Raw genomic sequence first — 23,584 nt, 5'->3', positions numbered from 1 at the left:
GGGGGAGGGGGATAATCGGAGCGGATCAGTTCAATCGTTTGAAACGGAAGCGCCGATGACCGCCAAGACCGAAAAACTCCTCGCGATCCTGAAGGCCCAGCCGGTGGTTCCGGTGCTGATCGTCGATGACGCAAAGTCGGCGGTACCGCTTGCGCGGGCGCTCGTTGCGGGCGGATTGAAGGCGATCGAGATCACCATGCGTACGCCGGCCGCACTCGATGCAATCCGTGCCGTTGCTGCCGAGGTGGAAGGTGCGAATGTCGGCGCGGGCACCATTCTCAGCGCCAGGGACTGGGACGCAGCCGTTGCCGCCGGCTCCACCTTCATCGTCAGCCCGGGCGTGACCCTTGGCATCCTCGATGCTGCCAAGGCTTCCGACGTGCCGATCCTGCCGGGTGCGGCGACGCCGAGCGAGGTCATGGCGCTGCGCGAGGAAGGCGTGGAGGTGATGAAGTTCTTTCCGGCCGAACAGGCGGGCGGCGCTGCCTACCTCAAGGCGCTCTCGTCGCCGCTTGCCGGCACGCTGTTCTGCCCGACCGGCGGCATCTCGCTGAAGAATGCGAAGGATTACCTGTCGCTGCCGAACGTCGTCTGTGTCGGCGGCTCCTGGGTTGCGCCCAAGGAACTGGTTGCCGCCGGCGACTGGGCGGGCATCACGAGGCTCGCCAGCGAAGCCGCGGCGATCAAGGCATAACTTCTTCCGTTGCCGCTTTTGTAATTCGGCCCTTGCCACCCTATCTCCCTGTCATCATCAACAGGGAGATCACGATGTTCGACGCCAAGAAGCTTCTTGACCAGTTCCTCGGGCCGCAGATGGGCGGCAAGTCGGGGGATATACTCGGCCGGGCCGGCCAGTTCGGCGACATCGCGAAGAACAACCCCTGGAAGACGGCGGGTATTGCTGCGGCGCTGCTCGGCACCAAGACGGGGCGAAAGCTCGCCGGCAATGTCGCCACCGTGGGCGGGCTCGCGGCGATCGCGGGTCTCGGCTACATGGCCTACAAGAACTACCAGTCCGGCCAATCGCCCCAGACGGTGACGCATAAGGAACCTGAGATCCTGCCGCCGCCGGTGGATTCGCCCTTCAACCCGCAGTCCTCCGCGCTCAGCAATGACTTTGCCCTGACCCTGATCCGCGCGATGATCGCCGCCGCCAAGGCCGACGGCCACATCGATGCCGCGGAGCGGGCGAACATCATGGACAAGGTGCATGCGGTCGACCTCGGATCCGAGGCTGAAGCCTTCATCGCCAACGAGCTCGCCAATCCCGTCGATATAGACGATCTCGTCGCCTCAGCTCGCACCGAGGAGCAGAAGGTGGAGCTCTACACCGCCACCCGGCTCACCATCGATCCGGATACGCGCGCCGAACGCGGCTATCTCGACCTCCTCGCGGGTCGCCTCGGCCTGCCGGATGCGCTGCTCGACCACATCGACGCCACAGTCTCGGCCGCCAAGGTTCAGGCCTAGGTTCCCCTTCGGCCGGTTGCCTTTGTCCGGCAGCTGGCCTAAGCCTCGACCCGGACAAGAGGCAGACCATGCGTGATCTCAGGAACTACAAGGTTGAAGCACCCGGCCCCGTCACGTTGCGGGGCCGCTTCGTGACGCTGGAGCCCTACGAGGCCGGACGCCACCTTGAGCCGCTATGGGAAGGACTGGGAGGCATGGGTGTCAACCAGCTCACCCGCTACTTCCCCAATGATGACTTCGCCGGGATCGACGATTTTGGTGCGTGGCTCGAAAAGGCTCGCACGCAGAGTAATTTCGTGACCTTGGTCTTCCGGGACAATATCAGCGGGCGGATCGTCGGCATGGCGAGCTATATGCGGCCGGATCCGAAGAATGGTGTCGTCGAGGTCGGCTCGGTGGCCCATGGCCCGGATGTCCAGCGATCGCCGCTGACCACCGAGGCGCATTACCTCATGGCTCGACACGTGTTCGAGGATCTCGGCTACCGCCGCTACGAGTGGAAATGCCACAACGAGAACGAGGCCAGCAAACGCTCCGCTGTCCGCTACGGCTTCACCTTCGAAGGTGTCTTCCGCCAGCATGTCATCTCGAAAGGCGCCAACCGCGATACCGCATGGTTCTCGATGATCGACAGTGAGTGGCCGGTGCTGAAGCAGGCTTTGGAGGCATGGCTTGCCCCGGCCAACTTTGAGCCCGACGGAAGCCAGAAGCGGCGCCTGGAGGATATCCGCTCGGAGCTTTCGCAGGGAGCGGCGGCATGAGCGGCGAGGGCGGACGCAGCCCCGCAGTGGCTGCGGCACTTATCTTCGTCGGCTTCATGACGCTGTTCTTCGTCATGCCGCCGATCATGATCTGGTTGGCGGAGACCTTCTCGCCCTATCTCGCGGCAGCGTTCGGCGTGCTGGCGGTCGCCTCGTTCTTCCTGATCTTCTGGCTGCGAGCCCGCCATCAGCGGCGCAAGACCGACGTCTAGGCCTGGAGTGCCGCCCCGAGCAGCGAGAGGCCGATCAGCAGGATGAAGAGCGCGCCGGCGATCTCGAAGCCGGTCGCGACCCGGCCTGCGGTGCGTGATCCGGGACCGGCAAAGCGAACGGCGAGATCCTTCGCCGTCACGGCGATGATAGCGAGGACAGAGACGGTAATGGCGGTGCCGAGCGACATCGCCAGTACCGAGAGCATTCCGCCGAGATAGAGGCTATTCAGGAGCGAGAAGCTCATGACCAGGATCGCGCCGGAGCAGGGACGCAGCCCGACGGCAACAATGGCCGACCAGGCTTCCCGGGCTCCGAAGCGGTTCCCGCCGAGGAGGCTCGGATCCGGCGCATGGGCGACGCCGCAGGTTTCGCAGGCGTCGCCGCTTCCCCGATAATAATGGTCCGTCACGTCGATCGCCTGGAAGGCGGACGCGGCAGGCGGCTTGGGCCCGAGCCGCATGGGCCGGGGCGACATTGCGTTGCCTGCGCCCGCCAGAACGGGCCCGGGTGCCGCACGAAGCACCATCAGCTTGCGGACCAGCAGCCAGGCGCCGAAGGCGGCAATCAGCGCGAAGCTCGCGATTTCCATGGCGCGGGTTGCGGCCGTCATGGTGATGCCGCTGCCCCTGAGGAGGAAGAAGGCCGTGCCGACCAGGAGTACTGCCACAAGCCCCTGAAGGAGCGAGGAGATGAAGGATATCGCCACGCCACGCCGAAGCTCGACCTCGTTGGCGATCATGTAGGAAGAGATCACCGCCTTGCCGTGCCCCGGTCCGGCTGCGTGGAATACACCGTAGGCGAAGGAGAGGCCGACCAGCCCGCTCAGCGCCCACGGATCGTCGCGCATCGCCTTCAGGGCGCCGGTGAGCGCGCGGTAGAAGGTCTGCTGATAGTCGTTGATCCAGCCGAGGAAGCCACCGAGCGGGCCGCCGATGCTGAAGGCCGGTTCAGCCGACCCGACGCCGAGCGGCGACTGCGCATGCGCGGCTCCAGCCAGCGCCAGCCCCACCAGCAGCAGAACCAGACGTCTCGACCGCATCAGCAGGTCAGCTCCAGTCGTGTTGCAAAGAGCTTGGACATATCGTTACCCGAGGGGTCTTCGAAGAAGGCTTCGGTCAGCGTTTCGCTGTTCTGGGCAATGATCTCGTCGGGATCGGGGCGAACGACCTGCCGCTGGCATGCGTCGGCCGCCTTGCCCTGCGCGACGAGGTCTTCGTCGGTCGGGAAATCGATGGCCGTGTACATGGAGGGATCGTAGACGCCGAAGGCGAGCTTGCCCTTCAGCGGCAGCGGCGCCTCCGGCCGGACCGCGAAGAAGATGAGAATCTGGTTCTCCTCGAACGAGACATGGATCGCGTCCGGTTTCACAATCGCTGCACTCTTGCCGTCCACAGAGATTGTCGTGAAGTAGTCGAAATCCGCAAGCGAGGCCCGCATGATCTCGCCGAGCTCCGCCAGTTCGGCCTCGTCAAGCTTGAGGTTCGTGTTCTGGTCGAAATCGAGCAGCACGCTCGACGAGAACACCTCGTCGAATCGCCATACGTGACGCAGTTCCGAGATGCTGCCATCGTCGGCGGCTACGACCTCCAGTCGCGCCTCCGCGAAGATGTGAGGGTGCGCGGCGGCCATTCCCGGCAGCGCCAGCGCCAAGGCAGTCACCGAAGGCAGGAGGTATTTCATGCGAGGACCGTGTCTCCGGATTGGAACATCTGCCGTATTTGGGCAGGAAATGGGTCGGAATTTCGACCTGCTGTCAACGCTGGTGCCTGCGGAACCAGACGGCCAGGTAGTCGACGAAGCTGCGCACCTTGGCGGGCAGGTAGCGGCGATGCGGATAGACGGCGTAGATTCCGCGGTCCTTGGCGATATATTCATCGAGAAGCGTGACCAGATCGCCCGCCTGAATGGCGGGGTTTGCGATGAAATCCGGGATGATCGCAACGCCCAGACCCGCCTTCGCGGCACGCAAGGTTGCCTGCGGGCTGTTCACCTCGACCGGGCCGCTGACCGGTACGGAGATCGTGTTGCCGTCGGAGCCGGAGAAGCGGACATTGTTGTGCCAGCGGGAATTGGTATCGATCAGAAAGGGGATGCGCGAAAGATCCTGCGGCGTGTCGATCGGGCCGTGCCGTGCTACGAAATCCGCGGACGCGCAGGCATAAACCCGGAAATCGGCGATCTTGCGGGCGATCAGCCCGGAGTCCTCAAGCTTTGTGATGCGGATCGCGAGGTCGAAGCTCTCCTCGATCAGGTCGACGAAGCGATCCTCCGCGACGATTTCCAGCGAGACATCGGGATGCTCCTTGGCGAAGTCGATCAGCGACTGGCCGACTTCGGCATCCACGAAGGTGCGCGGCACCGATACTCTGAGTCGGCCTTTCAGGTCCGCATTGTTCTCGCGCACCAGGTCGGCGAGGTTGTCGATCTCCTTCAGGATGTCGGCCGCCGTCCGGTAGTAGGTATGGCCGGCCTCGGTCATGGAGAACTGCCGCGTCGTGCGGTTCAGGAGCAGGGCGCCAAGATCGTCCTCCAGCTCCTTCACATACTTGGAAAGCAAGGCTTTCGAGCGGCCCGTCCGCCGCGAGGCAGCCGAAAAGCCCTCCGCTTCCACCACGTCGATGAAGGCGCGCATGCGCGTCAAGGTGTCCAATACGATCGTCCCTTTTCTGGCCCCACGCCTAGTTGGGAATTCAGGTTCCCGGCGGCAATGTGAAAAATAGATAAACAGCCGAAAAAATCTCTTGATTGTGAAGGCGAATATTCTTATCTCCCGTGCTGCCCAAAGTCGCACGTGCCTGTGGGTGTCCGCCGACCCTCGAACTGGGATTCATCCCTAAGGTGAGGTCATCGGTAAGGTACCTGGAACTAACCCCTCCAGTCGCTATTCCGGCCAACCGGGAAATGCGAGGACATCTTGAAGCAACGACGGTGCGGGCCTTTCTGGTTCTCTTCCGGCTTTCCATCAGCCGGGGTCACTGAAGAGGCACACCATCATTGCCGGAAGTGCGGTGGGATAATCCCTCCAATCCATGGCAGACAAAGCCGGATCTTTGCCCGTGGCAGGGCGCTGATCCATTGTTTGCGCGTATGAGCGTGTAGCGGCGTCGGGGTCTCCACCGGCTGGCGCGATCGCATACCTCATCCGCCCTTTGTCCTCCGGTCCGCCGGAGCTTGGAATTTTGAGGGACTGCAAGATGACGACCGCTCGTATTCTCGATTTCATCAAGACCCGACGCCCCGAAGGCCCCTGCCTCGTCGTCGACCTCGATGTCGTGCGCGACAATTTCCACGCATTCCGCCACGCCCTGCCGGACAGCGCGATCTACTATGCCGTCAAGGCGAACCCGGCGCCGGAAATCCTGAAGCTGCTCGCCTCTCTCGGCTCGAGCTTCGACTGCGCGTCGGTTGCGGAAATCCAGATGGCGCTCGACGCAGGTGCGACGCCGGACCGGATCTCCTACGGCAACACGATCAAGAAGGAACGCGACGTTGCCCGCGCACACGCGCTCGGCATCGGTCTCTTTGCCGTCGACAGCCACGAGGAAGTCGAGAAGATTTCCCGTGCCGCTCCCGGCGCGAAGGTCTTCTGCCGCGTGCTGACTGATGGCGAAGGTGCCGAATGGCCGCTGTCGCGCAAGTTCGGCTGTGTGCCGCAGATGGCCGTCGACGTGCTCGTCTACGCGCACCAGCTCGGCCTTGAATCCTACGGCGTATCCTTCCACGTCGGCTCGCAGATGATGAAGGTCGATGCCTGGGATTCCGCGCTTGCCGATGCCAAGCGGGTCTTCGCTCAGCTGGCCAAGCAGGGCATCCACCTGCAGATGGTCAACATGGGCGGTGGCTTCCCGACCAAGTATCTCCGCGACATCCCGTCTGCGGAAGCCTACGGCCAGGCGATCTTCGCTGCTCTGCGGTCGCACTTCGGCAACAACCTGCCGAAGACGATCATCGAGCCGGGCCGCGGCATGGTCGGCAATGCGGGAGTGATCAAGGCGGAAGTGGTTCTCGTGTCGAAGAAGTCCGACAACGACAACCATCGCTGGGTCTTCCTCGACATCGGCAAGTTCGGCGGCCTCGCCGAGACGATGGATGAGGCGATCCGCTATCCGATCCGCACGGAGCGCGACGCGGACGAAATGGAGCCTTGCGTGCTCGCCGGCCCGACCTGCGATTCCGCCGACGTGCTCTACGAGAAGAACATGTATCCGCTGCCGATCTCGCTGACGATCGGTGACGAGGTACTGATCGAAGGCACCGGTGCCTATACGACGACCTATTCGGCGGTTGCCTTCAACGGCTTCGATCCGCTGAAGAGCTACGTCATCTAAGGCCTGACACCGCCGGCCCCGTAACCAGCCGGGGCGGCAAGCTCACAATTCCTCTTCATCGCCGCTGATAACGGTATTGGGTACGGGAGGCCGCCATGGCCGCTGTTCTTGACACTGTGCGCGCATTCTTTGCGCCGACCACCTATACGATCGATAGCGAAACGCCGGCAGATGTCGTCGCGCGTGAAAACCTGCTCGACCGGGTCATGGGACCGGAGCGCCGCAGGAAATCGTCGGAGAAGATCCGCCGCGGCAGATTGCCGGCCGAAGGCCTCGCCCTTGTTGCCCGCGACGAAGGCGGTCACGTGATCGGTACCGTGCGCCTGTGGAACATCGAAGCCGGCATCAGCCAGCAGGGCGCGCCGGTCGAGGCGCTTCTGCTCGGCCCGCTCGCCGTCGACTGCACGCAGGAAGGCCACGGCATCGGCGGGGCCCTCATGCGGGCGGCGATCGCGGAGGCTGATCGGCGCGGCCACGGCGCAATCCTGCTGATGGGCGATGCCGCCTATTACGAGCGCTTCGGCTTCTCAAGCCAAAAGACCCGGCACCTCGTCATGCCCGGCCCCTCTGATCGTGACCGCTTCCTGGCGCTGGAGCTCAAGTCCGGCTGGCTGGACGGTGCCGCCGGCATGATCGTCGCGAGCGGACGCAAGCTTGCCTTCTGACGGCGGAGACCCGTGCAAGCTCCGGGCCTGCCTGACGCAGTCCGCGGTTCACCTTATGGAGTAGGCCGCCGCTGCCAATTTGTGCAGGTTTGCCTTATTGTAGGATGGGCGCTTATCTACCGACCCCTTGTTGCTGCTGTTACTTTCTAGAGCAGCAAGGGGGATGCAATGCGCGAATTGTCAGGGCGGTTCACGGTTGTCGATGCGTTGCGCGGCGCGGCGGCGATGGGCGTGGTTTTGTATCATGCTGTTTCGGCCGGACATGTGGAACGTTTGATGGCGCTGTTTCCGGCGTGGGTTGAGGCGGGGGTGCTGCATGCCGGCCTCGGCGTCGCCGTGTTTTTCGTACTGAGCGGCTTCGTCATCGCCCATTCGCTTTACAACCGACCGATGACTCTTCGGGAACTCGGCCGTTTTACCCTGAAGCGTTCGCTTCGGCTCGATCCGGCCTATTGGGTTTCGATCGCGGCCACTATCGCCTTCGCGGTGCTCTCCTCTTACGTGGTAGCCGGCCGGGAAATGCCGATTTACACTGCTCCGCAGATCCTCGCACACATTTTCTACGTTCAGGACCTTTTGGACTACCCGGCAATCAGCCCCGTCTTCTGGACGCTATGCCTCGAAATCCAGTTCTACCTCGTCTACGCCCTGCTCATCGGAGTGAGCGGCTTCAGACCAGCCGGAATCGTTGCAGCCTGCGCCGTCAGCCTTGTTTGGCCGCTCGGCCTCGGACCTGAACTCTGGTCCGGGCTCTTCTTGCCGCTGTGGTATGGCTTCCTTCTCGGGGTGGCAGTCTACTGGACATGGCAGCAGCCGAGACTTGTACCTCTATTTCTGATCTACGCGACAGTGCTGCTTCTATCCGGCCTATGGGCGGACGACGCCTTTAGGGTCGTGTGCTCGGCGACGGCGCTGTCCCTTTTCTGGGCATCCATCTACGGGCAAATCAGCGTCGGGCTGAACTGGCGATGGCTGCAGTTTCTGGGCCTGATCTCCTATTCGCTCTACCTGACGCATAATATTGTCACTGGCGGGATTTTTCGCATCGCGACCATGCTGGGGCCCCGCTCGTCACTGGGGGATCTGGTTTGGTGGGGACTTTCGATCCTGGGCTGTGTCAGCTTTGCGACCGTCTTCTGGTGGCTTTTTGAGCGGCCAAGCATGGATCTGTCCAAGAGAGTGGGGCAGCGGAAGAATGCCGGTTGTCCACCTCAAAGCCCTGCCCCCATAGCAGTATCACAGGTGCCGCACTAGTTCGGCCCCAACGCGCAGGGTCCACCGACGGAGAAGGCTAAAAGGGATGGGCGAGTTGGGCGCCGTTGCGACGACTGCTTTCAAACGATGAACTGGCCGCTCCCGGGAAAGGAGCGGGCTGAACCGTCTCACATGCGCTGCTCTGACAGCGCCAGCTGCGGCGCGGGAAGCGCCTTGACCGGCGCCTCGCCCTCCTGTTGCCCATCGCGGCGGGCAGCCTCGACGCCATTGGGGAAACCGCTGCGGTCGCTGTAATCACGGATGTCGTTCTCGTCGCGCCTGCTCTGTTGCCGAGTTGCGAGTGCGGCCGCAACGTCGAGCAGCGTCACCCCGGACACCATGGCGAGTGCGAGCGCCGCATTGCCGCGCTTCGGATTGTCGTCCGTGACTGCGGTGCTCAGCACGGCGAGGTCGACCGCGTCACCTGCGACCCGGCTATAGAGCCCTGCCTTCTTGTCCACCGAAAGCGTCAGCATGCCGCTGGCGATCTCGCGGGCGCCGAAGGCGCGGATCAGGCTTTCGGATCCTTCCATGCCGATGGCGCGGCTGATGCGTCTGGCGGCGACCAGTTCGGCGATGCCGAGCCCGATGCTGAACCAGCCGAGATTGCGGGCGAGGCGATCGGTGCTGGAGAGGGAGCTCGGGCCCGTTTCGATCACCCTTGGATTGTCCGAGCGCTGTACGGCGTTGGCGATATGGTTCATCACTGTTCTCCGATCCTCAAGTCTTCAGCACGACCTTGACGCAGCCGTCCTGCTTGTTGCGAAAGACCTTATACATGTCCGGTCCGTCCTCGAGCTTCGCCGTATGGGTGATGACGAAGGAGGGATCGATCTGGCCTTCCTCGATCCGGCGGACGAGATCGTCGGTCCAGCGGTTGACGTGGGTCTGGCCCATGCGGAAGGTGAGGCTCTTGTTCATCGCCGGCCCCATCGGGATCTTGTCGACAAGCCCGCCATAGACGCCCGCAATCGAGATGATGCCGCCGGGCTGGCAGACGTAGATCATCTCGCGCAGCACATGCGGCCGGTCACTCTCCAGCATCACCATCTGCTTGGCGCGGTCGAGAAGCGTATCCGGCTGGCCCATCGAGACATGGGATTCAAGTCCGACCGCGTCGATGCACTTTTCCGGGCCCTTGCCCGCGGTGAGGTCGTTCAGACGCTCCACCACGCTTTCTGTCTGGAAGTTGATGGTGATCGCACCACCTGCCTCGGCCATGGATAGCCGTTCGGGAATGCAGTCTATCGCGAGGACCTGCTTGGCGCCGAGAAGGACGGCGCTGCGGATCGCCATCTGTCCGACAGGGCCGCAGCCCCAGATGGCCACAGTGTCGGTCGGCTGGATGTCGCAATTGACCGCAGCCTGCCAGCCGGTGGGGAAGATATCGCCGAGGAAGAGGGCCTGTTCGTCGGTCAGGCTATCGGGCACCTTGATGTGGGTCTTGTCGGCAAAGGGTACGCGAAGATATTCCGCCTGGCCGCCTGGATAGCCGCCCGTCAGGTGCGTATAGCCGAAGAGGCCTGCGGTTGCGTGGCCGAAAACCTTGTCCGCCATGTCCTTGTTGCGGTTGGAGCGCTCGCAAACGGAGAAGTTGCCCCGCTTGCACTGGTCGCATTCACCGCAGAGGATGGTGAAGGGTACCACGATCCGGTCGCCCTTCTTAAGGGCGCCGTTGATGCCGGAGCCCACTTCCACCACCTCGCCCATCATCTCGTGGCCCATGACGTCACCCGGCTCCATCGCCGGAATGAAATTGTGGAAGAGGTGAAGGTCGGAACCGCATATGGCACAGCTGGTGACCTTGATGATCGCGTCGCGAGCGTCCTCGATCTCGGGATCCGAGACCGTGTCGCAGCGGATATCCTCTTTTCCGTGCCAGACGAGAGCTTTCACAGGCTTCTCCTTCGGTTGATGTGCGCGCACTCACGCAGCGTGCAGGGCACCACAACCTTCGAAAGGGCCTGAGGTTTCAGATTTTCACTAACTTCACGAAGGGTTGCCCGGGCGATGCCCGAACAATCCGGGGAACAGCCATCGCCGGATCCCGGCGGCAACGCCGCCGGGAGGCACCAGCTTTGGACGCTTATTCCGCCTCACGTGCGCGGTAAGCGTCGGGGATGACGTAGATCTCATCGGCGCGGCCATAGCCGCCATCCTTGACCTCCTCGATCAGCACCATGGTATGCGGACGTGCCGCTTCGCTGAAGTAACCGACCAGCAGGTCTGTCGTGCGGTGCGCGATCTCCTCCTTCTGGGCCCGCGTCAGCGAGCCCTCCGGGGTCTTGATGTTGACGAATGGCATGGGTTCTTTCCTTTTCGCTGTCTGGTCCCGTCAGAGCATGCCGCCATTGGCGCGGAGCACCTGGCCGTTCACCCATCCGCCCTCGGGGCTTGCGAGGAAGGACACGACCGGGGCGATGTCGTCCGGCTGGCCGAGCCGTCCGAGCGGAATGCCTCGGACGATGCTCTGCACCAGTTCTTCCGATTTGCCGTGCATGAACATCTCGGTTTCCACCGGCCCCGGCGCGACGGCGTTGACCGTAATCCCCCGGCTTCCAAGTTCCTTCGAAGCCACATGAGTCATGGCTTCGACACCGCCCTTGCTTGCCGCGTATCCTCCGTAGCGCGGGCCGTATGCCCCGATGACGCTGGAGGAGAAGTTGATGATCCGGCCCCCGTCGCGCAGCCGGCGGCCTGCCTCGCGGATACCGTAGAAGGTACCGGTGAGGTTGACGGCGATGTGCCGCTCGAAGGTTGCATCATCCATTTCCGTCAATGGGATGAGCGTCATCACGCCGGCATTGTTGACGAGGACGTCGGTGCCGCCGAAATGCTGTTCCGCAGCGTCGAACAGCGCCGCGATGCCGGCCGATGTGCTGACATCCGCCTGCACGGCGAGCGCCTTGCCGCCGGCCGCTTCAATCTCCGCGACCACCTCGTCGGCAGCGGCCGGGCTTGAGGAATAGTTGACGATCACCGCGAAGCCGTCGGCTGCAAGGCGAATGGCAGCAGCCCGGCCAATGCCCTTCGAGGCCCCGGTGACGATGGCGACGCGTTGTTCTGTGTGTGTCATGGCATGTCTCCTTTCGTTCCTACCCAGGATACGAAGCCTCAGCCGAAGAACAATGAACGCGAATTGACATGATAATTCATCCATGCTGAACAATGGAAAATGGATCGCCTGACGCGCATGGAGCTCTTCGTCCGGGTAGTGGAACGCGGCAGCTTCGCCGCGGCCGCCGCCGATCTGGGGCTTGCGCGCTCCACCGCGACGGCGGCGATCAAGGCGCTGGAGGCGAATCTCGGGGCGCGCCTCCTCGAACGGACCACCCGGCACGTCGCCGTCACGCTCGACGGCCGTGCCTTCTACCAGCGCTGCCTGTCGATCCTTGCCGAGATGGCGGAGGCGGAGACGATTTTTCGTAAGGCAACGCCGCAAGGCGTGCTGCGGGTGGACGCCCACCCGATGCTGACGCAGACATTCCTGCTCCCGCACCTTCGCGAGTTCCTCGACCGCTACCCGGCCCTGGAACTGCAGATCGGCCAGACGGATCGCTATGTCGACCTAATCCGAGAGGGCGTCGACTGCGTCATCCGCGCCGGCGAAATTTCCGACAGTTCATTGATCATCCGGAGGCTCGGCTCGATCACCGAGCTGACCTGCGCCAGCCCCGCCTATATCGAGGCCCACGGCACGCCTGAAACCCCGGATGCGCTGGAGGGGCACGAGGCGATCGGCTTCATCTCCTCGCGCACCGGGCAGGTCCTGCCGCTGGAGTTTACCGTTGACGGGCAGATCCGCGAAGTTACGCTGCCGACGCGCATACGGGTCAACAATTCCGACACGATCGTGGACCTCGCCTGCCGTGGCTTCGGCCTGATCCAGGCGCCGCGTCACCGCCTTCGGCCTTTCATCGAGAGGGGTGAACTCGTAGAGGTGCTGGCAGATTTCCTACCGGCGCGAACGCCGCTTTCGGCTCTCTATCCGCAGAACCGGCAGCTCTCACCGCGCGTGCGCGTGTTCCTCGACTGGATCAGCGAGATCTTTGCAAAGGCCGAGCTCTAGCAGCCGCAGTTGCCTGCCTTCACGCGCCATCACCTTGGCGTGAATCGGCAGGGCGGCCATAGTTCAGGACCCACGTCGCACTAGATTGGCGTTCATGATCACAAGACGCACCCTGATTTCTGCCATTCCCCTCGCTCTCACTGCCCCTCATGCTCTCGCCCAGGCTGTTCCGCAGGCGCCGGAGCCCGGCGCATCCCTCGGCGCTGTCTTGGACGGGGCGAGAGGCCTGGAGCCTCTCAAGGTGGTGCTGGCTTCCCGGGAAGGAGAAATGCTCGCCGAACGCGCCTTCAACGGGCATTCCATTGGCGAATCGACGAACATCAAGTCGGCCTCCAAGTCGATTATCTCCGCCATGGTCGGCATCGCCATCGACAAGCGTCTGCTGCAGGGAGCCGATCAGAAGATCGCGCCGATCCTCGAACGCGAGCTGCCGCGCGAGCCGGATCCACGCATGTCCGAGATCACCATCGGCAACCTTCTCTCCATGCAGGCGGGTCTCGCCCGCATGTCGGGTCCCAACTACGGTCGCTGGGTGTCGAGCCGCAACTGGGTGCGCTTTGCGCTGTCGGAGCCCTTCGACGGCGAGCCGGGCGGGCAGATGCTTTACTCCACCGCCTCCACCCATCTCCTCTCGGCCATCCTCACCCGCGTCGGGGAGAAGTCGACGCTGGCGCTGGCGCGCGAATGGTTCGAGCCGGTGGAAGGTTTCCGTATCGGCTCCTGGGAGCAGGATCCGCAGGGGATCTATCTCGGCGGCAACCAGATGGCGATGACGGCGCACTCCTTGCTGGCCTTCGGGGAAGTCTACCGCAACGGCGGCAAGGCAGAGGACGGCACGCGCATCATCTCCGAGGGCTGGATAGAGCAGTCATGGATACCGCGGACCAATTCCCGCTTTTCCGGCGATGGCTACGGCTATGGCTGGTTCCTGCGCAGGATCGGCGGCGAGGAGGTCAAGTTCGGCTGGGGTTATGGCGGTCAGATGCTCTATGTCGTCCCGTCGCTCGGGCTCACGGTGGTGATGACGTCGGACGAGAATTCACCCTCCGCCCGCACAGGCTATCGCGACGACCTGCACGCCCTCCTGGCGGAGATCATCGGTGCCGTTCGCTCCGCCTGACGTGAGCAATGATGTTGCGCGAGCGAGAAATTGGGCTGGCGTTTCAAGGGACCCGACCCGCTATTCTTCCCCGTCCATCCCCGCAGCCTTGCCTCGTCCTATCCTGAAGCAGTCATAGGGCAGGGGCCGGGTTCGCGAACCGGTTGCCTCCCCCGGGAAGCACCCGGCGCCCGGTGATGGTTGCAGACGGTGGCGGGCTGGCGTCAGGCCGGTCCCCACCCGAAGCTCCGGAAAGAGAACTGACACCTCTCCTCCGGATCTTCGGGAAAGCCGGAAGCAATCGGGCAGGCAGTCACGCCTGACACCCCAATACCCTCAATGCCGATTGCCTGCCCATCCCCTGATCCCGTCGCGGAGTTCTCCGGCGCGGTTCCTCCTGCTGCCGTTCGGCAGGTGCAGAGGTTCTAGCGAACCTGCTTCACGCCAAGCCAAATCATGTGCTTCGCCCCGCGTCCCTTGGTGCTGGCACGCGTCGGCACTTCTTCAACTGTGAAGCCTGCCGCTTGCAGTTTTCGGGTAAAACGGGCGTCGGGCGCGGAAGACCAGACGGAAAGCACGCCGCCCGGCCTCAGCGCAGATTTGGCCGCTCCCAAACCGCCTGCATCGTATATGCGGTCGTTCTCGTCTCGCGTCAGCGCCTCCGGCCCGTTGTCGACATCGAGAAGGATGGCGTCAAAGACAGCCGTCTCGCGACGGATCAGCTCGCCGACATCCGCTTCCACGATCATGACGCGAGGATCGTCCAGGCACCCCTTGAACACCTCGGCCATCTCGGTCTTCGCCCAGCGGATCACCGCCGGAACGAGTTCCGCGACAACGACGCGTGCTTCTTGCGGCAGTTCGGCGAGCGCAGCGCGGAGAGTGAAGCCCATGCCGAGGCCGCCGATCAGGATCACGGGCCGTTGGCGATCGCGGATCTTGTCGATGGAGAGACGCGCCAGCGCTTCTTCCGATCCGGATAGCCGGCTGTTCATCAACTCGTTGGTGCCGAGCATGATCGAAAACTCGGTGCCGCGCTGCTTGAGGCGAAGCTCACCCCCGCCTGGAACGGTCGCGGTATCGATCAGGGCCCAGGGGATCACGGGCTCAGGCCGAGATGTCGATGACGCCGCAGTCACCGGCTTCGGAGGAAAAGGCGAGCAGCTTGCCCGTCGCGCTCCAGCTCAGGCCGGTGATGGCCCCCTTGCCGGGACGACGCAACAGTGCCTCCTTGCCGTCGGCGATCCGCACGCCGAGGATCATGCCGTCGACGAAGCCGATTGCCAGGACCTCCTCCGCCGGATGGAAGGCGACCTGGGTGACCATGATGTTGGCGCGCGTGCCGAGTTCCAGCGGCGCCTTGCCCATCGGGCCGTCCTTGGCCGAGAAAGGCCAGACGATCGCGGCCGGCGCACCGGAGGAGGCCAGCCACTTGCCCTTCACCGACCAGGAGAGCGACTTCACCTTGGCAGGGTAGCCGGTCATTCGCATGTGGCGCGCGTCCCCGGGCTTGCCGTCAAGCTTCCAGCCGTGCAGCGCGTTTTCCTGCATGGTGGTGACGAGGAAACGACCATCGGGGGAGAATGTCACGCCGGTGTGGGCACCCTTCCAGTCGAGATCGACGGGTGCGCCATTGGTGCCGACCCAGTGTAGAGTGACGCCATTGTAACGCGCCACGGCAATCCGCAGGCCCTTCGGGGCGAAGGCAACGCCTTCCACCGTTCGCTCTTCGGAAAATTCGCGCGTCGTGCCGTCCGAAAGGCGCACGAAGCTCGTGCGCCCATGCGCATAGGCGACGGCCCCCTGCGGGCCGCCGGCGACCACGTTGATCCACTTGCGCGGCGCTTCTGCCAGCTGCGTCACGCTGCCCTCATGGGCGATGCGCAGGACCTTGCCGTCCTCGCCGCCGGTAAGGAGGGTGGCGCTGTAGGGGTCGCGGATGCAGGTGAGCAGGCCCTCATGCGCTTCTGTCACCTTCTCGCCGCCATCGAGACGGTGGATGGTGCCGGCAGCAGAGGCGAAGAGCGGAACCTCGCCGAGGAAATGCGTGGCGACGACGTGGCCTTCGAGATCAAGCGGTGCGACGGTCGGCATCAGGCTGGCGTCGCCTCGCAGGCCTTGAAGCTCTTCTCGATCTTCTCGACATCGAGATCGCGTCCGATGAAGACGAGGCGGCTTTCGCGCTTCTCGTCCTCCTTCCAGGGTCGTTGGTGGTCGCCCTCCACGATCATGTGGACGCCCTGCACCACGTAGCGTTCCTCGTCGCCCTTGAAGGCGATGATGCCCTTGAGCCGCAGGATATTGGGCCCATCGGTCTGGGTGACCTTCTGGATCCACGGAAAGAACCGGTCCGGGTTCATCTCGCCACCGCGCAGCGAGATGGACTTCACCGTCACGTCGTGGATCGGCGAGGGGGCGTGATGGTGGTGATCGTGGCCATGGTCATGATCGTGATGATGGTGGTGATCATGATCGTGGTGGTGATGGTCGTGGTCGTGGTGATGGTGACCATGGTCATGGTCGCAATCCGGACCGCAGACATGATCTTCGTGGCCATGCTCCAGGAACTGCGGATCGTTCTCCAGCGCCCGCTCCAGGTTGAAGGCGCCCTGATTCAGGACCTTGGCAAGGTCGACGCCGGACCGGCTCGTCTTGTAGATGCGTGCGCCGGGATTGATGGCCCGAACGACATCCTCGATCTGCGCCAGTTCTTCCGGCGTCACGAGATCGGTCTTGTTGATGACGACAACATCGGCGAAGGCAATCTGGTCCTCGGCCTCGCGGCTGTCCTTCAGGCGGAGCGGCAGGTGCTTCGCGTCCACCAGCGCGACCACGGCATCGAGCTCGGTCTTGGCGCGCACGTCGTCGTCCATGAAGAAGGTCTGCGCAACCGGAACCGGGTCGGCAAGGCCAGTCGTCTCGACGATGATGCCGTCGAAGCGGCCGGGGCGGCGCATCAGGCCTTCCACGACGCGGATCAGGTCGCCGCGCACCGTGCAGCAGACGCAGCCGTTGTTCATCTCGTAGATTTCCTCGTCGGATTCCACAATCAAGTCGTTGTCGATGCCTATCTCGCCGAACTCGTTGACGATGACCGCATACTTCTTGCCGTGGCTCTCGGAGAGGATGCGATTCAGGAGCGTCGTCTTCCCGGCGCCGAGATAGCCGGTGAGAACGGTGACGGGAACGGGCGTGGCGGTGGTCGTGTCGGTCATGGGAAACCTCGAAGGATGAGCCGGCGCCGGGCCGGCGCGCAAAAGGTGTCGGCCTGATATAAGGGCAAGCCGGAAGCAGTTCAAAGGGTTTTGAATGTTATAAGGTGACAGCGGTTGTCACGGCTTGGTGTCGACGTCTGTCTCCCGCAGGAGACGGTCTGTGGTCAGGATAGGCTGCCCCATCGCCTTCGCATGAGCGTAGTGGAAGCAATCGAAGTTGCTCAGATGCCGACGGCCGATGCCGCGATCCTGCGCCACCGCGACGGCGTGGTGCAAGATCTCCCGGGGCTGGCCTGTCTCCCTCAACTCGATATTGCGGTCGTCCAGCCACTCAAGAACAGCCCCTTCCGCGTCGCGATAGCTACAGTCGAGCTGATCAGGACGCGACAGGATGATGATCGCCTCCCAGGCAGCGAGTGCTGAGGTGAAGGGCGAAGCTGCGCCGAGTAAAGCCTCTTCATAGGCATCGGCCGTGTCTTCGCCCGCCATCAACGATATGATCGCGCAGGCGTCGACAAACATCAGTCAGATGCCAGTTCGTGGTCGAGTTCGTGGAACGCTTCGGCAGGAACAGGACGTCGGTTCGGCTTGAATGCGAGGCCGCGTCTAGCGAGTACGCGCCTTGCAGTCTCACGTGGGCTTTCGTTCTTTAGGCGGCTTGCGATGGTTTCGCGCAGCGCATTGACGACTGCGTCTGTGATCGTCGTGCCGTCAAGCTCCGCCAGTTCGCGTGCCAGAGCATCCGCTTGCTTGTTTCGGATATTGAGGGTCATCGTGGCCTCCTGTGTAGCAGCAACATAGCCTTTTGTGTAGCTAGTTGCAATGCGAGCTATGACAGTTCCACCGCATCGAACGCCGCCACATCTTCCAGAAGTTCCACGATTCCCTTCACCGCGTGGGCCAGGATGGTCTCGCCCTTTGCCGCGGTCGCGGCGGCGGCGTTGCCGGCGACGCCCGCCTTGTTGAGGTCCGACATCTTCCAGCCGAAGGCATGGGGGCCATAGGCGCGCAGGTGCCGGAAGCGGCTGGCGAATTCCCTCTGGCGGGATTGGAAGGCTTCGGCCCTCGCCATGTCCACCCGGTCCGGATGGAGCGCCAGCATGACCGATGTCTCGATATCACCGCCATGGATGTCGATCGCCTTTTCCTCAGGGCTGATCAGCCCTTCGGGTACCCCGAAGCGTGTCCAGCTTGTCGCGACTGCCAGCATGTTGAACCGGACACGGGCTTCGGTGGCGACGATGGTCATTAGAGGGGAATTGCCGCCATGGGCATTGAGCATCGCCAACTTGCGGATTCCTTGTCGGTGCAGGCCCTCCGCAATCCCCACCCAGCGCATCACCGCCTCGTCGAATGCCAGTGTCTTCGTCCCGGGTACATCCATGTGCTCGATGGAATAACCGACGGGTTCGACGGGAAGGAAGGTGACCGGAAGGCGAGGGGGCAGGGTGTTGATCAGCCGGTCGACGATCCCCATCGCGATGAGCGTATCGGTCTCGAAGGGCAGGTGCGGTCCGTGCTGTTCATGGGCGCCGAGCGGCAGGACGGCAATCCAATCGCCGCGGTCGACGGGCGAGAGCGTCGGATCATTGTCCCTGAAATGCGGCCGTGGGTGAGGCATCTGGCGGTCCATCCCTCGTTTCGCTATGCATGGGGACAAAGTCTATAGCCGTGCGGGCCTCAGCACGGAAGCAGGAAGGGCAGATGGCCAAGAAGAAGGACGGCAAGAAGGGCAAGGACGGCAAGAAGAAGGATAGCGAAGCCTTTGCTCCCGCCGATCTTGCAGTCGGCCTCACCCAGGCGGCCCGGTCGCTGCGCACCGTGCTCAGCCGCAGCCTTGCGGAAAGCGGCCTCTATGCGGGGCAGGATGGCGTGATCCTTGCACTCGCCGAGCAGGACGGCTTGACCGCCGGCCAGTTGGCCGCCCATCTCGGCGTCAAGGCCCCGACCATGACGCGCACCATCGGACGCATGGAGGCGCAGGGTTTCGTCCTGCGCAGCGAGGACGGCGAAGACGGACGCCTGACAAAAGTATTCCTCACCGAGAGCGGCAGAGCGAGCGTGACACGGATCGAGAAAAGCGTTGCGGCCTGTGGGGAGCTAGCCTTGAAGGATTTCTCGGGCAAGGAGATCCGGACACTGATGCGGCTCCTGCGCGCCCTGGACAACAATCTCCATTCGCCTGAATAACCTGTTCGCTAGGCCTTACCGGGCAGTTGCGATTTCCCATTTAATTATTTAAAGGATTTTAAATCCGGCCGCAGCCGGTGCTTGCCTGGCCGGAGGGGACGTGGCGCAAAAGATCAAGCTGTCGACCATTGCCGAGAGCCTCGGGCTTTCCACGGCCACCATCTCGCTGGCGCTTCGCGACAGTCCGCTGGTCGCAGCCGACACCCGGGAGAAGATCAAGGAGCAGGCCCGCGCGCTGGGTTATATCTACAATCGCCGCGCGGCAAGCCTCAGGACCTCCCGCTCCGGCATTGTCGGCGTCGTCGTGCACGACATCATGAACCCCTTCTACGGCGAAATCCTGAAGGCGATCGAGAGCGAGCTCGACCGCAGCGGCCAGACCTTCATCCTGTCCAACCACTACGATTCCGTCGAGAAACAGCGGACCTTCATCGAAACGCTGCTACAACTCGGTGGCGACGGGGTCATCATGTCTCCGGCGATCGGCACTCCGATCGAGGACGTCAAGCTCGCCGAGGCCAATGGCATGCCGGCCATTCTGGTTGCCCGGTCCATGGAGGGCGTCAACCTGCCCATGTATCGCGGCGACGACAGCTACGGCATCTCGCTCGCTACCAACCATCTGATCGGGCTCGGCCACCGGGTGATCGCCATGATCGGCGGTACGGATCAGACCTCCACCGGGCGCGACCGCTACCAGGGCTATGTCAACGCGCTGCGCAAGGCAGGCATCGAAGTCGATCCGAACCTGCGCATTCCCGGCCCGCGCTCCAAGCAGGGCGGCTTCGAGGCGGCCGTACATTTCCTGTCGCTGCCGCAGAAGCCGACGGCGGCCGTGTGCTGGAACGATCTCGTGGCCATAGGCCTGATGAACGGCATCGCCCGCGCCGGCCTCGTCCCGGGCCAGGATATTTCCGTTACCGGCTACGATGACCTGGAAGAGGCATCGATCGCCACGCCGGCGCTCACCACCGTCTGGAACGGCCAGAGCGAGGTGGGCCGGCTTGCCGCGCGCGCGCTGCTTGACCGCCTGGCCGGGAGCCACGAGCCGGACGGCATCCATCTCATCAAGCCGGAGATGCGCATCCGCCAGTCAACCGGCATCTACCGACCCCGCAGCTGAATTCGAAGGAGGAGAGACAAGATGTCCGACCAACCCGTAGCCATACTCGTGCCCGGCCGCATCCATCCGCGGGTGCTCGAACGGCTGAAGGAGGACTTCGAGATCGTCGCCGTCCCGATGGGCCCCCCAACCGATATTGATCCCGGCATTCGCGACAGGATCAGGGGCGTTGCCATCTCGGGCGTCCTGGACAATGGCTGGATCGACAGGCTGCCCAACCTGGAGATCGTCTCCAACTTCGGCGTCGGCTACGACGGGGTCGATACGGCAAAGGCGTTGCAGCACGACATCATCGTCACCCATACGCCCGATGTGCTGAACGACGAGGTCGCCGATACGACCATCGCACTGCTCCTCAACACGCTTCGGGAATATCCACGGGCCGAAAATTATCTGCGCGAGGGGCGTTGGAAGAGCGAAGGGCCCTATCCGCTGACACCGCTTTCGCTGCGCGGCCGCCACGTCGGGATTCTCGGTCTCGGCCGCATCGGCATCGAGATCGCCAGGCGGCTCGAGCCGTTCAAGGTTCGGATCGGCTACCATACCCGCACCCGCAGGGACGGGCTCCCCTATACCTACTATCCATCGCTGAAGGCGATGGCCGAGGAGGTGGACACGCTCATCTCGATCGTGCCCGGCACGGCTGCGACCCACAAGATATTCACCTCGGAGATCTTCGCCGCCCTTGGGCCGAACGGCGTCTTCATCAATGTCGGTCGCGGTACGAGCGTCGACGAGGAGGCGCTGGCCGAGGCTCTGCGCAGCCGCACCATCGCCGCGGCCGGACTGGACGTCTTCTACGACGAGCCGAACGTCCCGCAGGCGCTCCTCGATCTTCCGAATGTAAGCCTCTTGCCGCACGTGGCCTCTGCGTCGGTGCCGACGCGCAATGCCATGGCCGACCTGGTGGTGGACAATCTCATCGGCTGGTTCCGCGAGAAGAAGGTGATCACGCCGGTTCCGGAAACGCCGGTAAAGGCCTGACCAACCCTCGTTGCTGCCGGCCGCTCAGCCGGCAGCAGCGGCCAGCTTCGCGGGCCGTGTGCCGGCTCCACGAGTGGCGGCGTAGTCCCTCACGGCGTCGCCAAAGGCTTTGAACAGGGCACGCGACGGTGCATCCGTCTCGGCCCAATATTCCGGGTGCCACTGGACGCCAACGGCAAAGCCCTTCGCATCGATCACCGAAACCGCCTCGATCGTCCCGTCTTCAGCCGTTGCCTCGACCGTCAGCCGGGGCGCAGTCTCGGCGATCGCCTGGCGGTGCAGCGAGTTGATCTGCACCTCGCCCGAAAGGCCGAGGTGACGGGCGATGCAAGTACCTTCGCGAACAAATACAGGCTGGCGGATCGCGTACATGTGGTCCCGCTCCGGCACGTTCGGCTTGCGGTGGTCCCACATGCCAGGCTGGTCGTGTATTTCGCTCGCAAGCGTCCCGCCCAGCGCGACGTTCAGTTCCTGGAGCCCGCGGCAGATGGCAAGCATGGGAATGCCGCGCTCGATGGCGCGTCGGATGAGAGGCAGCGAGGTGGAATCCCGCGCAATGTCGAAAGGCCCATCCGCCTCCGTCGCTTCTCGACCGTAGAGCGAGGGATGGACATTGGTTGCGGAGCCGGAAACGAGAATTCCGTCGACCCGGTCGAGGATGGCATCGGTGTCATTGCCTTCCTCGAAGGCGGGAATGATGAAGGTCATCACGTCCGCCACCTTGAGGGCCGCCTTCACGTACTGGTTCGGAGTGGCGTGCCAGACTGTACCCTCGAATTCGCGAATATCTGCGGGTAGGGCGACGATCGGTTTGGGCATCTGAAGTCTCCGAGACGAAACCGATTTCTGGCGCCGGATCATCCTTGCTGTCAAGCGGTTCCCGCGGCTCCTGTCGCCCATAGTTTGGGCAGCGTTCTTGGCGGTGTGTGAAATCTGCGGAGAAATTGCGCAGGTCTCGGATTCTGTTAGGAAAAGAACATCCGAGACCAAGGGATAATGCCAGATATGCTTGCGCGCGCGAGGGGGACATGTTTACCTCCGCGGCGGACCGGGGGAGGGCAAGAAGACCGTCCCCTGCGGTTTTTGTTTTGTTGGGAGGTAATACATGGATCGTCGTTCATTCTTCAAGAAGGCGGCAGTAACCAGCGCCGGTGCAGCCGCCGCCACGACGCTGGCGGCTCCGGCCATCGCTCAGGAAAATCCGAAGATCACCTGGCGTCTGACGTCTTCGTTCCCGAAGTCGCTCGACACCATCTATGGCGGTGCTGAAGACATCGCACGCCGCGTCTCGGAAGCCACGGGCGGCAACTTCACCATCCAGCCCTTCGCGGCCGGTGAAATCGTTCCCGGCCTCCAGGCAGCTGACGCCGTCAGCGCCGGCACGGTCGAAATGTGCCACACCTGCTCCTACTACTATGTCGGCAAGGACCCGACCTTCGCGATCGGTACGGCCATCCCCTTCGGCCTCAATGCCCGCCTGACCAATTCCTGGTTCTACGAAGGCAACGGCAACAAGCTTCTCAACGAATTCTACGCCACTCATGGCCTCTACGGCATGATCTCCGGTAATACCGGCGCCCAGATGGGTGGCTGGTTCCGCAAGGAGATCAACACGGTCGACGACTTCAAGGGCGTCAAGATGCGCATCGCCGGCCTCGCCGGCAAGGTGGTCGAGAAGCTCGGCGTCGTGCCGCAGCAGATCGCTGGCGGCGACATCTATCCCGCTCTCGAGAAGGGCACCATCGACGCAGCCGAGTGGGTCGGTCCCTATGACGACCAGAAGCTCGGCTTCTACAAAGTCGCCAAGTACTACTACTATCCCGCATTCTGGGAAGGCGGCCCGGTCATCCACTCCTTCGTCAACCTGGAGCAGTGGAACAACCTGCCGAAGCACTACCAGGCGGCGCTCACCGACGCCTGCGCCTATGCCAATACCAGCATGATGGCGAAGTACGACGCCAAGAACCCGGCCGCCGTGAAGCAGCTCGTTGCCGACGGCACGATCCTGCGTCCGTTTAGCCAGGAAATCCTCGAGGCTTGCTTCAACGCCGCGCAGGAAGTCTATGCCGAGCTCACGGCGTCCAACGAGTGGTTCAAGAAGATCTACGAAGACCAGGTCGCCTTCAAGAAGGAAGGCTATCTGTGGATGCAGCTGTCGGAATACACCTTCGACACCTTCATGATGATCCAGCAGCGTAACGGCAAGCTCTAAG

The 23,584-nt window shown here is 63.2% G+C and carries 27 protein-coding genes; 13 read left to right on the top strand and 14 right to left on the bottom strand.

The window, feature by feature from the left end:
- Window positions 1-55 precede the first annotated feature (55 nt).
- The 4 genes from NT26_RS13400 (at window position 56) to NT26_RS13385 (ending at window position 2,443) form a co-directional block, all read left to right on the top strand.
- Window positions 56-694, top strand: coding sequence for a 2-dehydro-3-deoxy-phosphogluconate aldolase (locus tag NT26_RS13400; RefSeq protein ID WP_052639445.1), 639 nt, complete (start codon window positions 56-58; stop codon window positions 692-694).
- 74 nt (window positions 695-768) lie between these two features.
- Complete coding sequence (locus NT26_RS13395; protein ID WP_052639443.1) at window positions 769-1,470, top strand: tellurite resistance TerB family protein; 702 nt, start codon at window positions 769-771, stop codon at window positions 1,468-1,470.
- Window positions 1,471-1,538: 68 nt separating this feature from the next.
- Window positions 1,539-2,231: a GNAT family N-acetyltransferase gene (locus tag NT26_RS13390; protein WP_052639439.1), complete on the top strand. Its 693-nt coding sequence runs from the start codon at window positions 1,539-1,541 to the stop codon at window positions 2,229-2,231.
- Window positions 2,228-2,443, top strand: coding sequence for a hypothetical protein (locus NT26_RS13385; protein WP_052639436.1), 216 nt, complete (start codon window positions 2,228-2,230; stop codon window positions 2,441-2,443). The genes NT26_RS13390 and NT26_RS13385 overlap by 4 nt, the downstream gene beginning before the upstream one ends.
- Here NT26_RS13385 and NT26_RS13380 read toward each other — a convergent pair.
- The 3 genes from NT26_RS13380 to NT26_RS13370 form a co-directional block, all read right to left on the bottom strand.
- Window positions 2,440-3,489 carry a nickel/cobalt transporter gene (locus NT26_RS13380; RefSeq protein ID WP_052639434.1) on the bottom strand — a complete coding sequence of 350 codons (1,050 nt, stop codon included), beginning with the start codon at window positions 3,487-3,489 and terminating at the stop codon, window positions 2,440-2,442. The two genes, NT26_RS13385 and NT26_RS13380, sit on opposite strands and share 4 nt — an antisense overlap.
- A complete protein-coding gene (locus NT26_RS13375) occupies window positions 3,483-4,124 on the bottom strand; it encodes a DUF1007 family protein (protein ID WP_052639432.1) in 642 nt (213 codons plus the stop codon). The genes NT26_RS13380 and NT26_RS13375 overlap by 7 nt, the downstream gene beginning before the upstream one ends.
- 73 nt (window positions 4,125-4,197) lie before the next feature.
- Window positions 4,198-5,094 carry a LysR family transcriptional regulator gene (locus tag NT26_RS13370; RefSeq protein WP_052639430.1) on the bottom strand — a complete coding sequence of 299 codons (897 nt, stop codon included), beginning with the start codon at window positions 5,092-5,094 and terminating at the stop codon, window positions 4,198-4,200.
- A 544-nt stretch (window positions 5,095-5,638) separates the two neighbouring features.
- On the opposite strand from NT26_RS13370, the gene odc2 reads away from it, so the two are divergent.
- The 3 genes from odc2 to NT26_RS13355 all read left to right on the top strand — a co-directional run bounded on the left by odc2 (window position 5,639) and on the right by NT26_RS13355 (window position 8,691).
- On the top strand, window positions 5,639-6,772 hold the full coding sequence (odc2, locus tag NT26_RS13365) for an ornithine/lysine decarboxylase (protein ID WP_052639429.1): 1,134 nt from the start codon (window positions 5,639-5,641) through the stop codon (window positions 6,770-6,772).
- A 95-nt stretch (window positions 6,773-6,867) separates the two neighbouring features.
- On the top strand, window positions 6,868-7,437 hold the full coding sequence (locus NT26_RS13360; protein ID WP_052639428.1) for a GNAT family N-acetyltransferase: 570 nt from the start codon (window positions 6,868-6,870) through the stop codon (window positions 7,435-7,437).
- Between the two features lie 168 nt (window positions 7,438-7,605).
- The gene (locus NT26_RS13355; RefSeq protein WP_052639426.1) at window positions 7,606-8,691 is read left to right on the top strand and encodes an acyltransferase family protein; all 1,086 of its coding nucleotides are present in this window, start codon (window positions 7,606-7,608) and stop codon (window positions 8,689-8,691) included.
- A gap of 128 nt (window positions 8,692-8,819) precedes the next feature.
- On the opposite strand, the gene NT26_RS13350 is transcribed toward NT26_RS13355, so the two are convergent.
- The 4 genes from NT26_RS13350 to NT26_RS13335 all read right to left on the bottom strand — a co-directional run bounded on the left by NT26_RS13350 (window position 8,820) and on the right by NT26_RS13335 (window position 11,767).
- Window positions 8,820-9,395, bottom strand: coding sequence for a hypothetical protein (locus NT26_RS13350; RefSeq protein ID WP_052639424.1), 576 nt, complete (start codon window positions 9,393-9,395; stop codon window positions 8,820-8,822).
- Between the two features lie 16 nt (window positions 9,396-9,411).
- The gene (locus NT26_RS13345) at window positions 9,412-10,587 is read right to left on the bottom strand and encodes a zinc-dependent alcohol dehydrogenase (RefSeq protein WP_052639422.1); all 1,176 of its coding nucleotides are present in this window, start codon (window positions 10,585-10,587) and stop codon (window positions 9,412-9,414) included.
- 190 nt (window positions 10,588-10,777) lie between these two features.
- Window positions 10,778-10,996, bottom strand: a complete 219-nt coding sequence (locus NT26_RS13340) for a tautomerase family protein (RefSeq protein WP_052639421.1) — start codon at window positions 10,994-10,996, stop codon at window positions 10,778-10,780.
- Window positions 10,997-11,026: 30 nt separating this feature from the next.
- Window positions 11,027-11,767 carry an SDR family oxidoreductase gene (locus tag NT26_RS13335; protein WP_052639420.1) on the bottom strand — a complete coding sequence of 247 codons (741 nt, stop codon included), beginning with the start codon at window positions 11,765-11,767 and terminating at the stop codon, window positions 11,027-11,029.
- 99 nt (window positions 11,768-11,866) lie between these two features.
- Here NT26_RS13335 and NT26_RS13330 point away from each other — a divergent pair, with 99 nt between their 5' ends.
- A complete protein-coding gene (locus NT26_RS13330) occupies window positions 11,867-12,760 on the top strand; it encodes a LysR family transcriptional regulator (RefSeq protein ID WP_052639418.1) in 894 nt (297 codons plus the stop codon).
- Window positions 12,761-12,854: 94 nt separating this feature from the next.
- Window positions 12,855-13,880, top strand: a complete 1,026-nt coding sequence (locus tag NT26_RS13325; protein WP_052639417.1) for a serine hydrolase domain-containing protein — start codon at window positions 12,855-12,857, stop codon at window positions 13,878-13,880.
- Between the two features lie 404 nt (window positions 13,881-14,284).
- Here NT26_RS13325 and NT26_RS13320 read toward each other — a convergent pair whose 3' ends face one another.
- From NT26_RS13320 to NT26_RS13295, 6 genes are all read right to left on the bottom strand, one after another.
- The gene (locus NT26_RS13320; RefSeq protein WP_052639416.1) at window positions 14,285-14,962 is read right to left on the bottom strand and encodes a spermine/spermidine synthase domain-containing protein; all 678 of its coding nucleotides are present in this window, start codon (window positions 14,960-14,962) and stop codon (window positions 14,285-14,287) included.
- Between the two features lie 4 nt (window positions 14,963-14,966).
- On the bottom strand, window positions 14,967-15,953 hold the full coding sequence (locus tag NT26_RS13315) for a WD40 repeat domain-containing protein (RefSeq protein ID WP_052639414.1): 987 nt from the start codon (window positions 15,951-15,953) through the stop codon (window positions 14,967-14,969).
- The gene (locus NT26_RS13310; RefSeq protein WP_052639412.1) at window positions 15,953-17,074 is read right to left on the bottom strand and encodes a CobW family GTP-binding protein; all 1,122 of its coding nucleotides are present in this window, start codon (window positions 17,072-17,074) and stop codon (window positions 15,953-15,955) included. Before NT26_RS13310 ends, NT26_RS13315 begins: the two co-directional genes overlap by 1 nt.
- 117 nt (window positions 17,075-17,191) lie before the next feature.
- Window positions 17,192-17,596 carry a type II toxin-antitoxin system VapC family toxin gene (locus NT26_RS13305; RefSeq protein ID WP_052639410.1) on the bottom strand — a complete coding sequence of 135 codons (405 nt, stop codon included), beginning with the start codon at window positions 17,594-17,596 and terminating at the stop codon, window positions 17,192-17,194.
- Window positions 17,596-17,847: a type II toxin-antitoxin system VapB family antitoxin gene (locus tag NT26_RS13300; protein ID WP_052639408.1), complete on the bottom strand. Its 252-nt coding sequence runs from the start codon at window positions 17,845-17,847 to the stop codon at window positions 17,596-17,598. The genes NT26_RS13305 and NT26_RS13300 overlap by 1 nt, the downstream gene beginning before the upstream one ends.
- Before the next feature lie 56 nt (window positions 17,848-17,903).
- Window positions 17,904-18,695, bottom strand: coding sequence for a creatininase family protein (locus NT26_RS13295; protein ID WP_052642175.1), 792 nt, complete (start codon window positions 18,693-18,695; stop codon window positions 17,904-17,906).
- 83 nt (window positions 18,696-18,778) lie between these two features.
- On the opposite strand from NT26_RS13295, the gene NT26_RS13290 reads away from it, so the two are divergent.
- The 3 genes from NT26_RS13290 to NT26_RS13280 all read left to right on the top strand — a co-directional run bounded on the left by NT26_RS13290 (window position 18,779) and on the right by NT26_RS13280 (window position 21,371).
- On the top strand, window positions 18,779-19,264 hold the full coding sequence (locus NT26_RS13290; RefSeq protein WP_052639406.1) for a MarR family winged helix-turn-helix transcriptional regulator: 486 nt from the start codon (window positions 18,779-18,781) through the stop codon (window positions 19,262-19,264).
- Window positions 19,265-19,364: 100 nt separating this feature from the next.
- Window positions 19,365-20,387: a LacI family DNA-binding transcriptional regulator gene (locus tag NT26_RS13285; RefSeq protein ID WP_052639404.1), complete on the top strand. Its 1,023-nt coding sequence runs from the start codon at window positions 19,365-19,367 to the stop codon at window positions 20,385-20,387.
- A gap of 21 nt (window positions 20,388-20,408) precedes the next feature.
- Window positions 20,409-21,371: a 2-hydroxyacid dehydrogenase gene (locus tag NT26_RS13280; RefSeq protein ID WP_052639402.1), complete on the top strand. Its 963-nt coding sequence runs from the start codon at window positions 20,409-20,411 to the stop codon at window positions 21,369-21,371.
- A 24-nt stretch (window positions 21,372-21,395) separates the two neighbouring features.
- Here the strand turns inward: NT26_RS13280 and NT26_RS13275 are convergent, their stop codons facing one another.
- Window positions 21,396-22,190 carry a gamma-glutamyl-gamma-aminobutyrate hydrolase family protein gene (locus NT26_RS13275; RefSeq protein WP_052639400.1) on the bottom strand — a complete coding sequence of 265 codons (795 nt, stop codon included), beginning with the start codon at window positions 22,188-22,190 and terminating at the stop codon, window positions 21,396-21,398.
- A 286-nt stretch (window positions 22,191-22,476) separates the two neighbouring features.
- Here NT26_RS13275 and NT26_RS13270 point away from each other — a divergent pair, with 286 nt between their 5' ends.
- Window positions 22,477-23,583, top strand: coding sequence for a TRAP transporter substrate-binding protein (locus NT26_RS13270; protein WP_052639398.1), 1,107 nt, complete (start codon window positions 22,477-22,479; stop codon window positions 23,581-23,583).
- Window position 23,584: the final 1 nt, after the last annotated feature.

The organism is Pseudorhizobium banfieldiae (genome assembly GCF_000967425.1).
In the GTDB taxonomy this organism is placed as follows: domain Bacteria; phylum Pseudomonadota; class Alphaproteobacteria; order Rhizobiales; family Rhizobiaceae; genus Neorhizobium; species Neorhizobium banfieldiae.
This window is presented reverse-complemented; position numbering and strand designations above follow the sequence as displayed.